This is a genomic window from Stenotrophomonas sp. 109824_Sma (genome assembly GCF_056480025.1).
This window is the reverse complement of the sequence record NZ_CM151078.1, coordinates 4,755,610-4,772,878: the sequence shown is the minus strand read 5'-3', so window position 1 is coordinate 4,772,878 and position 17,269 is coordinate 4,755,610. Positions and strand designations below refer to the sequence as shown.

Genomic DNA, 17,269 nt, shown 5'->3' with positions numbered 1-17,269 from the left:
CCTTGGGGTCAGATCCCTTTCCCCTTGGGACAGGGATCTGACCCCTGCCTCAGCCCACGCCGTTGTCGACGTGTTCGGTGAAACCCGGCTGCTGTCGCAGGCGTTCGAACCACGCCGCGACGTGTGGCAGCACGGGCTTGTTGCCGGGCGTGCTGCGCCAGCGTTGGGTCGATAGCCCGAGCACGATGTCGGCCAGAGTGAAGGTGTTGCCCGCCACGTGCGAATGGCCACCGGCCAACTGTGTGTCGAGCACGCCCATCAAGCGGTTCCACTGCGCCAGGCTGGCCTCGGCGCGGGCGTCATCCGGATAGTCCGGATGCTGGCGCACGCGCGCCATGAATACATGGCGCCAGGCGCTGTTGAGGTCGCTGGCCTGCCAGTCCATCCACTGCTCGACCCGGGCGCGGTCCTGCGCCGTACCGGGCAGCAGGTCGTCACGGCCAGCGCGTACGGCCAGGTAGCGGCAGATGCTGTTGGATTCCCACAGCACGAAGTCGCCATCGCGCAGTACCGGCACCTGCCGGTTCGGGTTCAACGTGGCCAGCAGGTCCGCCGGCGGTTCTGGCTCGTGGTGAAGTGGCAGGTCGAGGTCGGCGCACAGCCACAACACCTTGCGCACGTTGATGGAGGTGGGCTTTCCGTACAGAGCGAGCATGGGGGCTTCCGGGGCGGACCGACCCAGCCTAGCGCAGCGGGGCTAAACTGATCGCATGAATATCGAAGTCCTCTTGATCCTGGCAGTGGTCCTGCTGCTGGCGACCCTGGTCACGCTGTTGCTGCTGTGGCGTCGCAGTGCCGGCGGTGCACCGTCCGGCGAACTGCAGCGGCAACTGGACAGCGAGCGCGAACAGCATCGCCTCGCCCTGGTCGATGCCGGCCAGCTGCGCGGCCGCCTCGATGCGCTGGGCGCTGAACTGGAAAACGAACGGAGCCGCAGCCAGCAGCACGCACAGGCCGTCACTACGCTGACCGCCCGGGTGGAGCGCGAAGCGGCGCTGTCGGCCAGCCGCGAAGCACAGCTGGCCGAACGTGAAGCGGCCCTGGCGCAGGCGCGCGCTGCCGTTGCGGACACCAGCAGCGAACTGCAGCAGGCGCAGCAGCGCTACCAGCAGCTGCACGGTGAACATGCCCGCGCGGTGGCCAATCTGCAGCACTCCGAACGCGCCAGTGCCGAACTGCGCAGCTATCTCGATACGGCCAAGGAAAAGCTGTCCGGCGCCTTCGCCGAACTGGCCGGCAAGGTGTTCGACGAACGTGGGCAGCAGTTCGAGAAGAACGTGCGGCAGGCGACGGTGCAGTCGCGCGCGGATATCGAGGGACTGCTCAAGCCGTTCGCCGACAAGCTGGGCGACTTCCGCACCCGCGTCGATACCCTGTATGGCGAGGAAGCGCGGCAGCGCGCCAGCCTGCTGGGTGCGGTGGGCGAACTGAAGACGCTCAACCAGGACATGGCCGCGCAGGCTTCGGCGCTGACCAACGCGCTGAAGGGCAATGCCAAGGTCCGCGGCGACTGGGGCGAGCTGATGCTCGACAACGTACTGCGCGGATCGGGCCTGGAAGAGGGCGTGCACTACCAGCGGCAGAAGCATGCCGTGGATGACGAAGGTGCGCGCCTGCGACCGGACGTGGTGGTGCAGTTCCCCGACGAGCGCAGCGTGGTGATCGACAGCAAGGTGAACCTGATCGCCTGGCAGGAAGCCATGAATGCCACCACCCCGGAGCAGTCCGAAGACGCCTTGCGCCGGCACGCGGTTGCGCTGCGCCAGCACGTGAAGGACCTGGGCGAGAAGAACTATCCGAAGGCGTTGGGCAGCGAGACGCTGGACATCACCATCGCCTTCGTTCCCATCGAAGGTGCCTTGTCGGCCGCACTGGGCGCCGATGGCAGCCTGCAGGCGTTCGCCTTCGACAACCGCGTGGTGTTCGCCTCGCCCAACACCCTGATGGCGCTGCTGCGCGTGGCCGAGCGCCTGTGGACGCGCGACAAGGTGCAGAAGCAGGCGCTGAAGATCAGCGAAGCCGGTGGCCTGGTGCTGGACGCGCTGACCGGGTTCCTGCAGGACTTCACGGCCATGGGCAAGAAGCTGGATGATGCCGGCAAGGCCTACGCCGATGCGCGCAATCGCCTGATCGATTCGCCGCAGTCGGCCATCAGCCGCGCCCGTCGGCTTGCCGAACTGGGCAGCAAGGCCAAGCGCGCGCTGCCACCGGAGCTGACCCCGGACCCGATGCAGCAGCTGGGCGCGCCAGAGGACGAGGAGGACGGCAATGCGGGCTGACACGTCCCGTGCACCTGCGCCTGGCTATGCTGGGCGCTCTGGGTCCGTGGCGGGTATCGACATGCGCTTCCGCTCCTGTGCCGTTCTTGTCCTCGCTGCGTTGCTGGCTGCGTGCAGCAGCACGCCCCCGGTTGCCGACACCACCACGGCCGCTCCCACGCCCGAAGCCAGCGAGGCCTACCGCGAAGCACGTGACGTCGACTGCCAGGCCGCCGGCGGCACCCTGCAGCGGCTCGGCCGCCTGCAGCGCGAGCAGTGCGTGATTCCCTATGCCGACGCCGGCAAGGCCTGCAGCCGCAAGAGCGACTGCACGGGCCAGTGCCTGGCCGGTCCCGAGGTGGCCGCCGGCAGTGTCGCCACCGGTAGCTGCCAGCGCGATGTGCGCCAGAACTTCGGGTGCCGCCAGCGCATCGATGACGGCAAGGCGCAGGGTACGATCTGCGTGGACTGATCGTTGTGCCGGCCGCTGGCCGGCAACCGCATGAACCCCCGGGAACGATCGCAGCATTGCCGGCCAGCGGCCGGCACTACCGGCATCGCGCGGCGCTATGCTGGTGGGCCATTCCCCGCTGTTGCCGGAGCCCCCGCGTGAGCACCCCGATCCAGGACATTTCCCTCACCACCATCGACGGCCAGCCGTCCTCGCTTGCCGACTACCAGGGCAAGGTGCTGCTGCTGGTCAACGTTGCCTCCAAGTGTGGCCTGACCCCGCAGTACGAAGGCCTGCAGGCGCTGTATGCGGAAAAGCACGCGCAGGGCCTGGAAGTGCTGGGCTTCCCCGCCAACAACTTCCTTGGCCAGGAGCCGGGCAGCGAGGCCGAGATCCAGCAGTTCTGCCAGCTCACCTACGATGTCAGTTTCCCGATGTTCTCCAAGATCAGCGTGGCTGGCGAGGACACCCACCCGCTATACCAGCAGCTGACCGCTGCGCAGCCGCAGTCGATCGGTGAAGGCCCGCTGCGCGAGCGCCTGGCCAGCAAGGAGATCCCGATCCATCCGGCACCGGCGGTGCTGTGGAACTTCGAGAAGTTCCTGGTCGGCCGCGATGGCAAGGTCGTCGCCCGCTTTGCGCCGGACGTGGCCGCCGATGATGCGCGCCTGCGCGAGGCCATCGAGGCGGCACTGGCGGCCTGATCGGCCGGGGTCGGATCCCTTTCCACGGGAAAGGGCTCCGACCCCACCCGCAGCGCCAAAGAAAAACCCCGCCGAGGCGGGGTTTTTCATGCGCTGCAGACCGGACTCAGTGCGTCCACTGCGGCATCGGCATCGCATCGACCGGGATCGGCGAATTGGCATCGTCGTGGCCGCGGTCGCGCTTGCTGCGCAGATCGTTCTCGATCTGGTAGTTGCGGCGCTGCATCCAGGCATCGCGGACCAGGGCGTATTCGTCCACTGCGGTGTCGCGCAGATCGTCGATCGCCAGCAGCTGCGCGCGGGTGTCGACCAGCTGCAGGCCCTGCAGGCCGATGCGGATCTTGTCTTCCTCGATGCGGCGCATCGGCGACAACGGGATGTCACCAGCCAGGCCGAACACATCGCGCACGGTACGCGGGCCGAAGAACGGCAGTTCCACGTAGCGCGAACGACGCCAGCCCCAGGCACCCAGGGTCTGTCCGAAGTCTTCATTGCGACGCGGCACCATCGCCTTGCTGGCCGGATCGAACAGGCCACCGATGCCCAGCGTGCTGTTCATCAGGAAGCGGCCGAGGCTGTCCCACGCGTCGGCACCACGGCCCTGCAGCAGCTGGTTGGTGATGGTCACCGGCGCACGCAGGTTGCTGAAGAAGTTGCTGACGCCGGTACGCGCGAAGCGCGGCACCACATGCGTATAGGCGGTGGCCAGGGGACGGGCCACGCCGCGGTCGACCGCGTTGTTGAACTTGTGGACCTTGCGGTTGAACGGTTCCCACGGATCGTAGGCCGCCGCACTGCCGGTGTTGCCGGTGCCGCCATACAGGGCATCGAAATCATCGTCGCCAGCGGCGGCGGTGGACGCTGCGGTCTTCGGTGCGCCGGCCTCCGCGCCCTGCGGCGCAGCCATCGGCGACGACGTGGCGGGCGCCGCAGGATTGGCCACGGGGGCGACCGGAGCAGCGTCGACCACGCCGGTATCGGCCGTTGCGGCAGGCGCTTCGGCAGCAGGGCTGGGCGCAACCACGGTGCTGGCGACCGGCGCATCGCTGCGCGCGGGCTTGCCGGCACAGGCGGTGAGGGCGGTGGCCAGGACGATCAGGGGGAAAGTGCGTACGACGTTCATGTCAGCTCGCAGCAGAAGTAGCGTTGAAATCCAGGTCGGGCGACAGCCGGTAGGCTGCGCTCAGCTCGTTGTAGCCGGCCGGCGCGCCGGAAATGGCCAGCGCATGGCCGGCCTTGCGCGCACGGGCCGCCAGTTCGGCCAGCAGGGCCAGGCCGGCGCTGTCCACGCGCTCGACCTCGCTCAGCTCCAGCCGCGCCAGCTTGGCCGGCAGGGCCTGCAGCTGCGGCCACAGCGCGATCACCGCGGCACGGTCGAGCACCCCGCGCAGGCGCAGGGTGTCGCCTTCCAGCAGCGCCAGCGCGTTACTTGCCATTGCCCGCGGGCCCGGCCTGCATGCTGCCGCTGTGCAGTTCGCTGGCCACCTGCTTGATGCCCTTCTGGCGCAGCGGGGTGTCGAACTGGTTGCGGAAGGTCTGCACGTAGGAGATGCCTTCGATGTTGACGTCGAAGATCTTCCACTGGCCGTTCACGTTGCGCATCCAGTACTCGACCGGGGTCGGTTCGCTGCCGGCGCGCACCAGTTCGGTGCTCACGCGCACGCCGCGGTTGCCCGGCAGCGGGCTCTCACCCTTCAGGCGGAAGCTCGGCTTGCCCTGGATGTTGAGCAGGGTCGAACCGTAGCGCTGCATCAGGCTGTCGGCCATGGCATCGGCGAACAGCTTGATGTCGGCATCCGAGGCGCCGCGGGCGTGCGGGCCCAGCACCAGGCGCGCGGCGTAGTCGCGATCGAAGGTGCGGTTCAATTCGCTGTCGATGTAGCTGCGCAGGCTGGCCGGGTTGCTGCTGAACTCGCTCCGGCGCTGCTGCAGGGTGGTGAGGATGCGCGTGCTGGCATCGATCACCACCTTGCCGGCCTGGCCCTGCGTCGCGGCAGCGGCGGGGGCGGCGGCCTGGGCCTGGGCGAGGAACGGCGTGGCCAGCAGCAGCGTCGAGGCGAGCAGGGCCGGGATCAGTTTCATCTTCATGGTTGCGGTTCCGTTGCAGGCGCCTGCGCGCCATCGTTGGGCTTCTGGCCTGCGCCACCACCGGCGCCGCCACTGAACATGTACTTGCCGACCAGCTGGATCAGGTCAACCGCCGGCTGGGTGAAGACGATCTCGTCACCGGCCTTGAGCACGTCCGGGTCACCGCCCGGCTGCAGACCGATATAGCTCTCGCCCAGCAAACCACTGGTGAAGATGCCGGCCGAGGTGTCCGCCGGCAGGTCCTTGACCTTGCTGTCCATGCGCAGGGTCACGATGGACTCGAACTTCACCGGATCCAGGTCGATCGAGGCGACCTGGCCGACGGTGACGCCGCCGATCTTCACCGGCGCCTGCTTGCGCAGCTGGCCGACCTGGGAGAAGCGCGCCTTCAGCTCGTAGCCCTGGCTGCCCCAGCTCCAGCGCTGGTTGGTCGAGGCCACGGCCAGCACCATCAGCGAGGCCAGGGCCAGCAGCAGGAAGGCGCCGACGGAGAATTCGAGTCTGGGACCGCGGATGGCCATGTGGATTACCTGATCGAGTCGTGGTGGCCGCGCGCGCCTGCGCACCGCCGGTGGAGGGGTTAGGTGAACAACATTGCCGACAGCACGAAGTTGAACATCAGCACCAGCAGCGAGGCGTTGACCACCGCACGGGTGGTCGCCACCGAGGTGCCCTCGATGGTCGGCTCGGCGTGGAAACCAACGTAGGCGGCGACCAGCGCGGCGGTGCCGCCGAAGATCGCCGACTTCAGCATCGCCACGCCGAAGTCATCCCAGAAATCGACGCTGTTGCGCAGCGCCGACCAGAACACGCCATTGTCCAGGCCCAGCACGTGCACCGCTTCGAAGTAGCTGGCACTGATCGCCAGCGAACAGAAGATGCCGGTCAGCAGCGGCACGGTCAGCACCGCCGCCCAGAAGCGCGGCGCCACGGCCTTGGCCACCGGGTCGATCGCCATCAGCTCCAGTGCCTTGATCTGGTCGGTGGCGCGCATCAGGCCCAGTTCGGCGGCGATCGAACTGCCGGCGCGGCCGATGAACAGCAGCGCGGTCAGCACCGGCGCCAGTTCGCGGTACAGCGACAGGCCGAGCAGGGTCGACAGCGCGTCGGCCGCACCGAAGGTGGTCAGCGTGCGGTAGCCCTGCAGGGTCAGTACCAGGCCGACGAAGGCACCACCGACGGCGATGATCGGCAGCGAGCGTGCGCCGATCTTGTAGATCTCGCGGGTCAGCTCGGCCAGGAAATCACGGGTTGGCAGCGAACCACGCAGCACGGTCAGCGAGAACAGGCCGGCGCGGCCCAGCGAGCGGGTGGCTTGGACGAACGGCATCAGGCGACCCTCGCGCGCGGCGCGGCATCGAACGGAATGGGGCCATCGGGCTGGCCATGCAGGAACTGCCGCAGCAGCGGGTCCTGGCTGGACTGCAGCGCCTCGGGCGTGCCCTGGAACACGATGCCGCCATTGGCAATGGCGATGACCTGGTCGCAGATCGGCAGGGTCTCGTGCACGTGGTGGCTGACGATGATGCTGGTCAGGCCCAGGCTGTGGTTGAGGCGCTGGATCAGGCTCATGATCACCCCCGAGGCGATCGGGTCCAGCCCGGTCAGCGGCTCGTCGTAGATCATCAGCGGCGGGTCCAGCGCCAGCGCGCGGGCCAGCGCCACGCGGCGCGCCATGCCGCCGGACAGTTCGCGCGGCCAGGCATCGGCCGCGGCCAGCAGGCCCACCGCATGCAGCTTCATTTCCACCAGCCGACGCAGCACGGCGGTCGGCAGGCGGGTATGCGTACGCAGCGGCAGCGCGACGTTTTCGGCCACAGTGAGGTCGGTCAGCAGGCCATTGCCCTGCAGCAGCACACCCACGCTCTTGCGCATCTCCAGCAGCGCGCCGCTGTCATGCGGAATCGGCTTGCCGAACAGGGTGACCTCGCCGGCGACCGGACGCAGTTCGCCGGTCAGTGCCGCCAGCAGGGTCGACTTGCCACTGCCGGACGGACCCAGTACCGCGGTGATGCTGCCCTTGGGCACCTGCAGCGACACGTCGCGCAGGATCGTGCGCCCGCTCCGGTCGATGCGGACGTTGGATAACTGCACCAGACTGGAGGTGGAAGCCGACATGGGCACCATTAACGTTTTTTAGACATCGAAGGATCGGGCCCGTCGGCTGAACATAAGCAGACTGGACGGTCCAGTATTGTGGCACGGCAAGACCCTTGCCAGGCCGGGACAATCGGCTGGCAGCCCGGAACAATCCGTACCGGCGATGGGCCGGCCATTGAATACTGCCTGCCGTGCTGCACACTGTGCATGATGAGTGACCCGGGCAGCGATTTCCGCCTCTACCATTCCAACTCCCTGGACGTGCTGGCCGCGCTGCTGGCGCGCAACATGCGTGCGCCGGTTCCGGGCCAGCCGTTGCTGGCGCCGGAGGTGGTGCTGATCCCGCAGGTGGCGATGCGGCGTTGGCTGCAAGCGACACTCGCTGCCGAGTATGGCGTGGCTGCCAATCTCGAGTTCCTGACCCCGGGCGAGTTCGTTGCCCGTGCACTCAACGCCAATGTGCCGGGCGAACGCGACGACCTGGACGCGGCCGGCCTGCACTGGAAGCTGTACCAGGCACTGCGCGACCCGGCGCTGCTGGCGCAGCCACCGATGCGCGCGCTGCAGTCCTATCTTGCCGGTGGCGACGCATTGAAGCCGTGGGCGCTGGCCGGTGAACTGGCGTCGGTGTTCGAGAAGTACCAGGCCTGGCGCCGCGACTGGCTGCTGCGCTGGGAGGCCGGCGCCGACCCGGCCGACCCGCAGGCGATCCTCTGGCGCACCATCGCCGGTGGTCACGACTACCGCGCGCGCCGCATCCAGGCCTACCTGGACCGCTTCGAGGGCGCCGGCCAGCCATTGCCACAGGGCTTGCCGCCGCGCATGTCCGCGTTCGCGACGCTCAACATCTCGCCCGACGTGCTGCGCGTGATGGCCACCCAGGCGCGGGTGGGCGAGCTGCACTTCTATATGCCTACCCCCGTGCAGTCGTACTGGGGTGACCTGCAGACGCTGGCCGAGCGCCTGCGCAGTGGCGCGCCCGATCCCTTCGGTGAAGCGGCCGGTGAGAACCGCCTGCTGGAAGCCTGGGGCGCGGCCGGCCGCGACTTCATGGCGGTGCTGGGCAGCTACGAGGTGGTGCACCCGGCCGGCGAGATTGCGGCCTATTCCGATCCGGAGGAGGACACCCGGCCGACCCTGGACGAAGGTGGCCTGTCCGACAGCCTGCTGCATCGCCTGCAGCGCGACCTGTTCCATCGCCGTGCACTGCCTTCGGGGCAGCTGCGCGACGGGCTGCGTCGCGACGACCCCAGCCTGCAGGTGCATGCCTGCCATACCCGCCTGCGCGAGTTGCAGGTGCTGCACGACCAGCTGCGCAGCCTGCTGCAGGACCCGCGCTTCGATCCGCCGCTGCAGGCGCGCGAGATCGCGGTGCTGGCGCCGGACATCGATCCCTATGTGCCGTACCTGGAAGCGGTGTTCGGTGGCCGTGGCGGCGAGGAAGAGCACATTCCCTATGCGCTGGCCGACAGCAGTCCACTGGCGGGCGAGCCGTTGGCCGATGTGTTCGTACACCTGCTGGGCCTGCCGGTCTCGCGTTTCGGCCTGAATGAAGTGCTGGACCTGCTGGCCAGCGCGCCACTGGCCGAAGCGGCCGGTCTGGAAGCGGTGGACTTCGACCGCCTGCATGGCTGGCTGCAGCAGGCCGGCGCACGCTGGGGCCTGGATGCGAAGCACCGCAACCAGCACCAGGCACCGGCCGACGACGCCTACACCTGGCAGTTCGCGCTGGACCGCCTGGTGCTCGGTCACGCGACCGGCAGCGAGGCCGACCTGGCCGGTGTTGCACCGTGGATCGAGCTGGAGGGCGGCGCATTGGAAGCGCTCGACCGCCTGCTGCGCCTGCTGCGCGTGTTGGCGATCTACCAGCGCCGCCTCGGCGAGCTGCTGACGCCGGCGCAGTGGCGACAGCGCCTGCTGTCGCTGCTGGACGCGCTGCTGCCGACCGCGCCCAGCTCGCCCAACAGCCAGCGTGCGCTGGAGCGCCTGCGCAAGCTGCTCAACCAGTTCGCCGACGATGCCGCCAAGGCCGGTTTCGAAGACGGTGTGCCACCGGAGGTGGTGCGTTCGCACTTCGCCGGCGCGCTGGGCGAGGCCGATACGCGCGCGCCGCTGCTGACCGGTGGCATCAGCTTCGGCCGCATGGTGCCGATGCGCCTGCTGCCGTTCCGGGTGATCTGCGTGCTCGGTCTCAATGATGGCGATTTCCCGCGCCGCGACCCGGCGGCCGGTCTCAACCAGCTCACTGCCGAGCTGGACACGCCGCGCCGCCGTCCGGGCGACCGCTCCACCCGCGAGGATGACCGTTTCCTGTTCCTGCAGCTGTTCGCTGCCGCGCAGGAGGTGTTCTACCTGAGTTACCTCGGTGCCGATCCGCGCGATGGCAGCGTGCGCGAGCCGTCGGTGCTGGTCAGTGAACTGATCGATGCCGCGGCCGCGTATCACCTCGATCCGCCTGCGGCGGTCCGCGACTTCACCGTGCGCCACGCACTGCAGCCGTTCTCGCCGGCGGCGTTCGGTGATGGCGATCCACGCCGCTTCAGCTATCGCCGCCAGTGGCATCCGGCCGCTGGTCGCCTCACCGGCGAGCGTGGGGGCCTGCAGCCGTGGTTCGATGCACCGTTGCCGCCGCCGCTTGACGATGCGGTGGAAGACGACGTTGCACTCGATACCCTGCGCCGCTTCCTGTGCGACCCGGCCGGGCAGTTCCTGGCGCAGTCGCTGGGCCTGCGCCTGGCCGACGACGTCGAGGAGGTCGATGACCTGGAGCCGCTGGTGCTGTCATCGCGCGGCCCGGAAAAGCGCAGCGTGCAGGCGGCGGTGGTGCGCGCCACGCTCAGTGGCGATACCGAGCCGTTGTACCCGCGCCTGCGCGCACGCGGCCTGCTGCCCTCCGGCCCCTTGGGCGAGCGCCAGTTCGAGGTGGAGCAGTTGAAGACCCGCCCGTATGCCAGCGCACTGCTGGGCTGGATGCAGGGCGAACCGCTGGAAAGCCGCCGCTACGAGGTGGAGATCGATGGCGTGCGCCTGCATGGCCGGGTGGCCGATCGGCATCCCGAAGGGCTGGTGCGCCTGCGCGCCGGTACCCTCAATGGCAATGCGGTGATCCGCCAGGGCCTGGACTGGCTGCTGGCCAACGCAGCTGGCGATGCGCTGCCGCTGGTGCAGTTCCACGACGGCGGCGATGCCGGTCCTGGCCCGCACGTATTGCCTGCGTTGAGCGTTCCTGCTGCACGCGCCGCGCTGCGCGCACTGCTGCAGCTGCGCCAACGTGGCCTGCGTGAACCGCTGCGCTTTGCCCCGTACACCGGCTGGGTGCTGTACAACGCGCCAGCCGAAAAACAGCGCAGCGAAGGCTGGAAGCAGTGGCACGGCAGCGACCGCAGCTGGGGTGAATCCAGCAGCGATGCCTGGCAGCTGCTGCTGCGTGGCGCCGACCCGTTCGCCACCGACGCCAGCTATGCCGACCTGTTGCGCAACAGCCAGGTGGTCTTTAGCGCGGTACGCGAAGGCCGAACCCTTGGCGCTGATACACGCCAGGAGGGCAGCGCATGAGCACCGCCATCGCCGGAGACGGCATCGAATCTCTCAGCCGCGATCCCTATCTGGCCCTGCCGCTGGACGGCATCCGCCTTATCGAAGCCAGCGCCGGCACCGGCAAGACCTTCACCCTGGCCACGTTGTTCACCCGCCTGGTGGTGGAGCAGGGCCTGCGCATCGGCCAGATCCTGGCGGTGACCTTCACCGATGCCGCCACCCAGGAACTGCGCAAGCGCATCCGCGAGCGCCTGGCGCTGGCCGCGCGCCTGGTCGATCTGGAACCGGCCGAGGGCGAAGCACCGGACGCGAGATTGACCCGCGACGTGCTGCAGCGCCATCTGCAGGGGGGCACCGAGAGCGCTGCCGCACTGAAGCGCCGCCTGCAGGTGGCCGCCGACGAAATCGACTTGGCGTCCATCTTCACCATCCATGGCTTCTGCACCCGGGTGCTGCGCGAGCACGCGCTGGAAAGCGGCCACACCTTCGATCCGCCGGAACTGCTGGCCAGCGACCGTGAGCTGCTGGAGGAGCTGGCCGCCGATCTGTGGCGGGTGCACGCCAACGACCCGGCCACGCTGGAACCGCTGACCTGGCTGTGGTCCAACCCGGACGCGCTGGCCGCCGATCTGCGCGCGCTGCTGGCTGCGCCGCCTCTGCACCCGTTGCCACGGCCGGTGGCGCTGGCCGATCCACACCCGGCATTGCAGGCCACCGCCGCCGAACTGCAGCTGGCGCTGCGCGAGCATGGCGAGCAGTTCTTCATCGACCTCTGCGATGCCGTCGACAACAAGTGGATCAACGGGGTGTCCTACAAGCTGGGCTGGCTGCACACGCTGGGGCGGCAGCTGCTGGCCTGGGCCGGGCGCGCCGACCCGCGCGAGCTGCTGGCCAGCGAACGCCTGCCGGCACTGCTGCCGGACGTGTTGGCCGACAAGACCAACAAGAAATTCCCCGACCGCACGCCGTCGTCGCCAGTGCAGGCGCCGTTGGCGCGCTATGTCGCGCTGCTGGCCGAACGCGATGCCTGGTTGCGTGCCACCGCGCTGAATTTCCTGCACGCGCTTCGCGCCGAAGCCACGCAGCGCCTGCAGGCGCTGAAGCGCACCCGCCGGGTACAGACCTACGACGATCTGATTGATGGCGTAGCGCTGGCCCTGGAAGGCCCGCAGCGGCAGGCGCTGGTCAGGCAGCTGCGCGCGCAGTATCGCATCGCACTGGTCGATGAGTTCCAGGACACCGATGATCGCCAGTGGGGCATCTTCCACACCGTGTTCGGCGATTCGCCGGAGGTGCGCGAACTCGGCCTGGCACCGGCGCTGTTCCTGATCGGCGACCCCAAGCAGGCGATCTACGGTTTCCGCGGTGGCGACATCCACACCTACCTGAAGGCCAAGCAGGTGGCGCGGCAGGCGCCGGTGCTGGACCAGAACTTCCGCTCGCGGCCGGCTGTGCTGCGTGCGCTGCAGGCGCTGTACGACAACGGTGGTGAAGACGCCTTCCTCGAACGCGACATCCAGTTCGAGCCGGTGCGTCCCGGTGGCGTGCGCAGCGATGAGGACTACCTGCGCGACGGCCACGCCGCCACGGCACTTACCCTGCGCGTGCTGCGTAGTGGCGGTGACAAGGCGATGAGTGCGGACGCCTCGCGTGAGGCAGCGACCCAGGCCTGCGTGGCGGCGATCCACCGGATCCTGGTCGAGGCGCGTGCGGGCAGTGCCGTGCTGCGTGGTCATCCGGTGCGGCCGGGTGACATCGCGGTGCTGGTGCGCTCGCATCGCGAAGCGACGCTGGTGCAACGGGCGCTGGCCGCGGTCGGTATTCCTGCGGTGGCGGCCGGCAAGCAGAGCCTGTTTTCCACCCTTGAAGCGCGCGATCTTCGTGCGCTGCTGCTAGCACTGCTGCAACCGGCCGACGAAGGCCGCCTGCGTGCAGCGCTGGCCACGGTACTGCTGGGCCAGCGGGCCAGCGCGATCGCGGCGATGGAACGCGAGGGCGACCTGCAACGCGATTTCCAGGCACAGCTGCTGCACTGGCGCGAGCGCTGGCAGCGCGGCGGACCGTTCGCGGTGATCGCCGATGTCTGTGCCGCGCAGGGCGAACGCCTGCTGGCGCTGATCGATGGCGAGCGCCGCCTGACCAACTACCTGCAGCTGGGCGAACTGCTGCAGGAAGCCTCGGCGCAGGCGCTCGGCATGCATGGCCTGCTGGACTGGCTGCAGGGGCAGATGGCCAGCGCCGACCAGGATGACGAGCAGCAGCTGCTGCGCCTGGAATCGGATGCGCGCCGCGTGCAGATCATCACCCTGCACAAGAGCAAGGGCCTGGAGTATCCGCTGGTGTTCCTGCCCTTCGTCGGCATCGACGGCGGCGCGCCGAACACCGCTTCGCACTGCACCGTGCACGTCGATGGCCAGCGCCAGCTGCACTGGAAGCTGGACAAGGACGAAGCCTGGGAAGCGGCCAGTGCCCAGCGCGAGCGCGAGCAGCGCGCCGAGGATGCACGCCTGCTGTATGTTGGCCTGACCCGCGCCGAACACGCGCTGTGGATCGCGGTGGGTGATCTGGCCGGGCTGGGCAGGACACGGCTGGCACCGCTGCTGGGTGACCTGCAGGCGTTGCGCGCCCAGGCCGACGTGCACATCGATGACAGCGAGACACCGGCTGCGCTGCCGCAGCTGGCAGCCGAAGTGGAAGGTGACCTTCCGGCGGTGCGTGCCCTGACCCGGCGCGTACCCCACGACTGGTGGGTGTACAGCTTTACCCAGCTGGCACATGCCGACGCGGGTGCTGGCAGTGATATCGAAGCCGCCGCCACCGAGCTGCCGGCGCCCGCCGCCGACGAACCCGCAGGTCCGGAACTGCCGCTGGAACCGGCGCTGCCGGAACCCGCTGCGGCGGCCGAGGACAGCGCAGCGGTCGACCCGCGCTTCATGGGCAGTCGCTTCGGCAACGTGCTGCACGAAGCGATGGAGAACGTCGACTTCGCTGCCTGGGCTGACTGGCAGCCGGGTCTGGAAGCTCCAGAGGGCCAGGCCGAGGTGCTGCGCAAGGCGCTGCACGACGAAGGTTATGCCGACGTCGACCTGGACGATGGCGTGGCGGTGCTGGTGCCGCTGGTGGGCCACACGCTCACCGTGCCGCTGCCCGAGGGCGGTGCGCTGCACAGCCTGGGCGAAGGCGAGCGCCGCGCGGAAATCGACTTCCATTTCGCCATCGAACCGACCACGGTACCGGCGCTGTTGCAGGTGCTGCATGCACATGGGGTTTCCAGTACGCGTCGCGGCTTCGGCCAGCGCCGCCGCCTGGAAGGGCTGATGACCGGCATGATCGACCTGACCTACGTGCGCGACGGGCGCTGGTACGTGCTCGACTACAAATCCAACCGCCTGCCGGGCTACAGCCCGGACCTGCTGGCCATTGCCATGCGCCACAGCGAGTACGACCTGCAGGCGCTGATCTATACGGTGGCTCTGCATCGCTGGTTGCGTTTCCGCCTGGGCGCGGCCTATGACTACGAGCGCGACATGGGCGGCATCCGCTACCTGTTCTGTCGCGGCCTGGATGCCGCCGGCAACGGTGTGCATGTGGACCGCTTCCCGTTGGCGCTGGTGGATGCGCTGGATGCATTGTTCGCCGGTGGCGAGCAGGCCCAGGCCGAACTGGCCGCACGTGCCCGTGGAGCCAGCGCATGAGCCTGCTGAAGGAACTGCACCAGAAGGGACAGCTGCGCACCCTCGACCATGCACTGGCGACCAGCCTGCAGCGGCTGCGTGACGACACCCCGGAAAGCGTGGCGCTGGCGGCCGCGTTGGCCTCGCTGGCGGTGTCGCAGGGCCACGCTGCGTTCGATCCGGCACAACCGCAGCGGTTGCTGGAAGGCGTGCCCGAGTGGCCTGCCGCGCAGGACTGGCTGGCGCAGCTGCGCGCATCGCCGTGGGTGGCGACGCCGGAGCAGGCCGATGCCATCGCCGAGGATGCACCGCTGGTGCTGGAAAACGGGCTGCTCTACCTGCGCCGCTATCGCGAGTACGAGCGCCAGCTGGCGGCCGGCCTGCAGCGCATTGGTCGGCATCCGCTGCCGGCACCGGACATGGCCGCGCTGGCACCGCTGTTCGCGCAGCTGTTCCCGCAGGCATCGGGCAGCGAGGATCATCAGGCACGCGCCGCCGGCGTGACCCTGCGCCATCCGTTGGCACTGGTCACCGGCGGCCCCGGCACCGGCAAGACCACCACCATCGCGCGCCTGTTGCTGCTGCTGGCTGCACAGGCCCGGCATGCCGGCCAGGCGCTGCCCGAGGTGGCGTTGGCCGCGCCCACCGGGCGCGCCGCCGAGCGCATGGCCGAGAGCCTGCGCGTCGCCGTGCAACGCCTGCAGGAACAAGGACTGGACCCGGCGCTATGCGCGACTTTGCCCAGTACCGGCACCACCCTGCATCGCCTGCTCGGGGTGATTCCCGATTCACCGCGCTTCCGTCACCTCGCCGACAATCCGCTGCCGGTGGACGTGGTGGTGGTCGACGAAGCCTCGATGATCGATCTGCCGATGATGGCCAAGCTGGTCGACGCGATTGCCAGCGGTACCCGGCTGATCCTGCTCGGCGATCCTGACCAGCTGCCCTCGGTCGAGGCCGGCGACGTGCTCAGTGCGATCCTGCGCGCCAGCGGTGATGGCATCGGCACCCGCGCCGATGACGCGCAGGCACTGCATGGCCTGCTGGCACCGGCTACCTTGCAGCCGCAGGCCACGCCACGCGCCTTCGCCGGGCGCCGCGTGCAGCTGCAGCGCGGCTACCGGCAGAGCAATGCGCTGGACCTGGCACCACTGGCCCATGCCGTGCGCGAGGGCGACAGCAGCACCGCGCTGCAGCTGCTGCGCAGTGGTGAACTGGCCGGCGTGCATTTCCACGAAGGCGAAGCCGATCCGCTGCGTGGCCAGCGCGAGCACCTGCTGGGCCACTGGCGTGCACTGGCCGACGCGGCCGATCCAGTGCTTGCCCTGCAGCAGGCCGGGCGCTTGCGCGTGCTGACCGCGTTGCGCGAAGGCCCGCAGGGTGCGCGCGGGCTCAACAGCCGCATCGAACAGTTGCTGGCAGGCAACACCCCGGGCTACTTCCAGGGCCGCCTGCTGCTGGTCACCGAGAACAGCTACCGGCATCGCCTGTTCAACGGCGATATCGGCATCTGCCTGCGCGATGGCAGCGGTGCGATGGTGGCCTGGTTCCCGGGCGACAGCGTCGATCAGCCGCGCGCCTTCCACCCGGCGGCACTGCCCGCGCACGAAAGCGCCTTCGCGATGACCGTGCACAAGGCACAGGGCTCGGAGTTCGACGAAGTGTGGTTGCAGCTGCCGCGCCAGGACAGCCGCGTGCTGTCGCGCGAACTGGTCTACACCGGCCTGACCCGCGCCCGCCAGGTGCTGCACGTGGCGGGCAGCGCGGACGTGCTGCAGGCCGCGCTGAAGCGCCACGCCAGCCGATTGGGTGGCCTGGCCTGGCGGCTGGGTGCGGAAGCGGTGGCCGAAGCACCGGCGCGCATTGAACAGCCCACGGTGCAGGGCACGCTGTTCTGAATCGGGGTCGGATCCCATTCCCAATGGGAACGGGATCCGACCCCCGTCGCCGAGGCACGCATGCTCCGGGTCAGAGCCCTCCCTCCGGGAGGGATCCGACCCTGCGTCATTACGCGATCAGTACCAGCCCATCGGGGAACACGATCGCTGCTTCATCGGCACTCACATCGAAGAAGCCCACGCCGTGCTTATCGGCCAGGTCCTGCACCCGCCCGTGCGCGCGCTCGGCCACCGAATAGGCGAACGCACCGTAGATCACCTGACTACCGATGCTGTACTCGGTCACCTCGGCACGGTCGTCCTCGTCATTGCTCAGCGGCCCGTTCATTGGCGGGAATTCCTGTGCCATCTCGGCGAACCACGCTTGCAGCGCCGGGCTGCTGACCGCCGGGTCGTCGTACTCGTGGCGCTCGTTCCACTGCGTCTGCTTCTCGAACCAGGCGATGAAGGCCGCCGCTTCGCGCGGGGCCACGCTCGCCTCGAACACCATCATGTCGTAACTCATTGGAGCTTCCTGTGCTGAGCGGGGGTCAGAGCCTTCGCCGGGGGCAAAGGATCC

At 68.9% G+C, this 17,269-nt stretch carries 14 protein-coding genes; 6 read left to right on the top strand and 8 right to left on the bottom strand.

What is annotated here, in order from left to right; genetic code table 11:
• Positions 1 to 49: 49 nt before the first annotated feature.
• Positions 50 to 655, bottom strand: coding sequence for a glutathione S-transferase family protein (locus tag ACZK1G_RS22310; protein ID WP_049446838.1), 606 nt, complete (start codon positions 653 to 655; stop codon positions 50 to 52).
• A 55-nt stretch (positions 656 to 710) separates the two neighbouring features.
• On the opposite strand from ACZK1G_RS22310, the gene ACZK1G_RS22305 reads away from it, so the two are divergent.
• From ACZK1G_RS22305 to ACZK1G_RS22295, 3 genes are all read left to right on the top strand, one after another.
• On the top strand, positions 711 to 2,279 hold the full coding sequence (locus ACZK1G_RS22305) for a DNA recombination protein RmuC (protein ID WP_101766346.1): 1,569 nt from the start codon (positions 711 to 713) through the stop codon (positions 2,277 to 2,279).
• A gap of 61 nt (positions 2,280 to 2,340) precedes the next feature.
• Positions 2,341 to 2,730 carry a hypothetical protein gene (locus tag ACZK1G_RS22300; RefSeq protein WP_101766345.1) on the top strand — a complete coding sequence of 130 codons (390 nt, stop codon included), beginning with the start codon at positions 2,341 to 2,343 and terminating at the stop codon, positions 2,728 to 2,730.
• Between the two features lie 137 nt (positions 2,731 to 2,867).
• The gene (locus ACZK1G_RS22295) at positions 2,868 to 3,413 is read left to right on the top strand and encodes a glutathione peroxidase (protein WP_014039024.1); all 546 of its coding nucleotides are present in this window, start codon (positions 2,868 to 2,870) and stop codon (positions 3,411 to 3,413) included.
• Between the two features lie 106 nt (positions 3,414 to 3,519).
• Here ACZK1G_RS22295 and ACZK1G_RS22290 read toward each other — a convergent pair whose 3' ends face one another.
• The 6 genes from ACZK1G_RS22290 to ACZK1G_RS22265 are packed head-to-tail and all read right to left on the bottom strand — an operon-like array spanning position 3,520 to position 7,619.
• The gene (locus tag ACZK1G_RS22290) at positions 3,520 to 4,536 is read right to left on the bottom strand and encodes an MlaA family lipoprotein (protein WP_101766344.1); all 1,017 of its coding nucleotides are present in this window, start codon (positions 4,534 to 4,536) and stop codon (positions 3,520 to 3,522) included.
• A gap of 1 nt (position 4,537) precedes the next feature.
• Entirely contained in the window at positions 4,538 to 4,849 is a 312-nt protein-coding gene (locus ACZK1G_RS22285; protein ID WP_075675792.1) for an STAS domain-containing protein, read from the bottom strand.
• The gene (locus tag ACZK1G_RS22280; RefSeq protein WP_014039021.1) at positions 4,839 to 5,501 is read right to left on the bottom strand and encodes an MlaC/ttg2D family ABC transporter substrate-binding protein; all 663 of its coding nucleotides are present in this window, start codon (positions 5,499 to 5,501) and stop codon (positions 4,839 to 4,841) included. The genes ACZK1G_RS22285 and ACZK1G_RS22280 overlap by 11 nt, the downstream gene beginning before the upstream one ends.
• On the bottom strand, positions 5,498 to 6,022 hold the full coding sequence (mlaD, locus tag ACZK1G_RS22275; RefSeq protein ID WP_014039020.1) for an outer membrane lipid asymmetry maintenance protein MlaD: 525 nt from the start codon (positions 6,020 to 6,022) through the stop codon (positions 5,498 to 5,500). Before mlaD ends, ACZK1G_RS22280 begins: the two co-directional genes overlap by 4 nt.
• 59 nt (positions 6,023 to 6,081) lie before the next feature.
• Positions 6,082 to 6,831: an MlaE family lipid ABC transporter permease subunit gene (locus tag ACZK1G_RS22270; RefSeq protein WP_005414955.1), complete on the bottom strand. Its 750-nt coding sequence runs from the start codon at positions 6,829 to 6,831 to the stop codon at positions 6,082 to 6,084.
• Entirely contained in the window at positions 6,831 to 7,619 is a 789-nt protein-coding gene (locus tag ACZK1G_RS22265; RefSeq protein ID WP_014039019.1) for an ABC transporter ATP-binding protein, read from the bottom strand. The genes ACZK1G_RS22270 and ACZK1G_RS22265 overlap by 1 nt, the downstream gene beginning before the upstream one ends.
• Positions 7,620 to 7,808: 189 nt before the next feature.
• Between ACZK1G_RS22265 and recC the strand changes: the two genes are divergently transcribed.
• From recC to recD, 3 genes are read left to right on the top strand one after another with little or no spacing between them, the layout of a single operon-like run.
• Entirely contained in the window at positions 7,809 to 11,156 is a 3,348-nt protein-coding gene (recC, locus tag ACZK1G_RS22260) for an exodeoxyribonuclease V subunit gamma (RefSeq protein WP_049446848.1), read from the top strand.
• Positions 11,153 to 14,833 carry an exodeoxyribonuclease V subunit beta gene (gene recB / locus ACZK1G_RS22255; protein ID WP_049446850.1) on the top strand — a complete coding sequence of 1,227 codons (3,681 nt, stop codon included), beginning with the start codon at positions 11,153 to 11,155 and terminating at the stop codon, positions 14,831 to 14,833. Before recC ends, recB begins: the two co-directional genes overlap by 4 nt.
• Complete coding sequence (gene recD / locus ACZK1G_RS22250) at positions 14,830 to 16,710, top strand: exodeoxyribonuclease V subunit alpha (protein WP_101766342.1); 1,881 nt, start codon at positions 14,830 to 14,832, stop codon at positions 16,708 to 16,710. The genes recB and recD overlap by 4 nt, the downstream gene beginning before the upstream one ends.
• A gap of 109 nt (positions 16,711 to 16,819) precedes the next feature.
• Here the strand turns inward: recD and ACZK1G_RS22245 are convergent, their stop codons facing one another.
• Complete coding sequence (locus tag ACZK1G_RS22245; protein WP_101766341.1) at positions 16,820 to 17,215, bottom strand: hypothetical protein; 396 nt, start codon at positions 17,213 to 17,215, stop codon at positions 16,820 to 16,822.
• Between the last annotated feature and the right edge of the window lie 54 nt (positions 17,216 to 17,269).